This window comes from Halorubrum sp. SP3, from assembly GCF_005435195.1.
Classification (GTDB): domain Archaea; phylum Halobacteriota; class Halobacteria; order Halobacteriales; family Haloferacaceae; genus Halorubrum; species Halorubrum sodomense.
In genome coordinates, this window is sequence record NZ_SGTU01000048.1 from 1 (window position 1) to 2,312 (window position 2,312).

Here is a 2,312-nt window from a genome sequence, read left to right on the forward strand (position 1 = left end):
GCCGCCTGGGCAGCCTATGAGCCAAGTCACGCCGCGGAGTGGCCACTCGGTGAAATTGATGCGACGATCCGCTCAGAGCCGTAGTGGCTCAACCGACAGAAACGAAGATCCCAACCAGAGAGACTGGCCCGCGTATACGAAGAGGTGTCGTGTGTTAACCAACGCAGTCCGACAATTCATCGTGTTGTTGGTTAATACGATGGCGCAGATCTCGCGATTGCTGGCTAGAACGCTGCGTGAAACGCAGTCATCCGTGCGTGTCGTATGGTGTCCCACTGGACGCTGGCGCATAGAACACGAGGCCCCGCCACAGTCGAACGTGGCGACAGACGCTCCAAGCTCGTGACAAGGGTCGATCACAGCGAGAGCAGCCTCTCGTGGCGTCGCCGACATCGTCAAGAACAGACCGGTCGACACGGAACGCGAGGGCGGCAAAACAACGTCACCGTCGGATGCGCGCGCTGCCAAATCGGGTGAAACACGAGATATGAGATTCTAAGCCGTGGAGAACTGGACGGTATCTTCTTAGGGCCGGTTGTATTCCGACTCACTATGGAAGAGAGTACAGTCAATATTCTTCATGTTGATGACGACCGTGCTTTCGCTGACCTAGTGACGGAATTTCTGGAGCGTGAGGCTGATGACTTTGCTGTCCAGACAGCAACGAGTCCCAATGACTCATTCGACCAGTTTTCTCTCACTGAGTTCGATTGTATCATCACTGACTATGATATGCCGAACAAAGACGGGATCGACTTTCTAGAACGCATCCGTGAGATAGCGCCGAACCTCCCCGTGATTTTGTTTACTGGCAAGGGATCCGAAGAGATCTCCAGTGAGGCAATTTCGGCTGGCGTCACCGACTATATTCAAAAACAAGGTGGCAGGGATCAGTACACTGTATTGGCGAACCGTGTCCGCAACGTTGTCGACCAATATCATGCGGAAGCTGCGCAGGAGCGACAGCAAAAAGCGATTGAAACTGCGCAAGTAGGGATTAGTCTGCTCGATGAGACTGGCAGATTCGCCTACGCAAACGAAGCTTATACGGATATTTATGGCTATGAGCGTGACCAACTCATCGGCGAACACTGGCAAAAACTCTATCTCGACGAGGATGTCGAGCTCGTCCGAAACGAGATCCTGCCGTCAGTAGATGACGGCGGGTATTGGAGTGGTGAAACGACCGGGCTTCGAGCCGATGGGACGACGTTTCCAGAAGATCACCGTCTCACAAAGACAGCTTCTGGGGAGTTGATTTGTACAGTTCGGGATCTGTCTGCTGAACAAGCGCGCCAAACAGAACTGATTCGCTTCCGAACGCTCATGGAGACGATCGAAGACCCGGTCTACGTACTCAACGAAGCGGGCCAGTTCGAGTACGTCAACGACGCGTTTGTCAGAATGGTGGGCTACGACCGGGAAACGATCCTCGGGTCACCACCAACGCTCGTCAAATCTGCCGACGCTGTCGACCGGGCGGAAGCGGCTCTTGGGCGAATCCTGTCTTCGGATGGCCCAAGCAGTATCCAATTCGAGATTGAGATTCAATCCAAGGACGGAGAGGCGATTCCATGTGAAGACCACATGGGAGTCTTGCCCTATCGCGGCGAGGAGTTCGAGGGCTCAGTCGGGATTTTGCGAGATATAACAGAACGCAAAGAAAATGAGAAGAAATTAGAGCAGCAGAACCAACGGCTCACTGAATTTGCTGGTGTCGTGAGTCATGATCTTCAGAGTCCGCTCAACGTCGCGCAGGGACGGTTAGATCTCGTCCATGAGGACTGTGACAGTGAGCATCTTCCACCAATTGAGACCGCATTAGACCGTATTGAGCGACTGACGGAGGACATGCTCTGGTTAACGCGTGAAGGACGAGATATTGGGTCGAAAGATGCGATCGAGCTCCAAGAGACACTACGTACTGCCTGGCAGATGGTCGCGGATCAAACAGAGGACGCGACCTTACAGTACGCGGATGAAACGCCCGCAGCGGTTGCAATTGTCGCTGATGACGATCGGCTCTGCCAACTCCTTGAGAACCTGTTTAGCAACGCACTCATGCACGGAGGTCCAGAGGTAACCGTTACAGTCGGCGTTGATGCGGATGGTTTCTATATCGAAGATGATGGCCCCGGGATCCCCGAAGACAGACGTTCAGATGTATTTACTGCGGGCTACTCCACGAAAGACGACGGGATCGGATTTGGGTTGAAGATTGTCGAACAGATTGTTTCGGCTCACGGATGGGACATACGGGTGGCCGAAAGTCCCACGGGAGGGGCTCGATTTGAGATCACCGGAGTTGAGTT

General features: G+C 53.8%; 1 protein-coding gene. It reads left to right on the forward strand.

Translation table 11 applies throughout. From position 1 onward, the window contains the following. Positions 1-552: 552 nt before the first annotated feature. The coding region (locus EXE42_RS15060) for a PAS domain S-box protein (protein ID WP_137706853.1) at positions 553-2,312 on the forward strand (1,760 nt) is incomplete at its 3' end.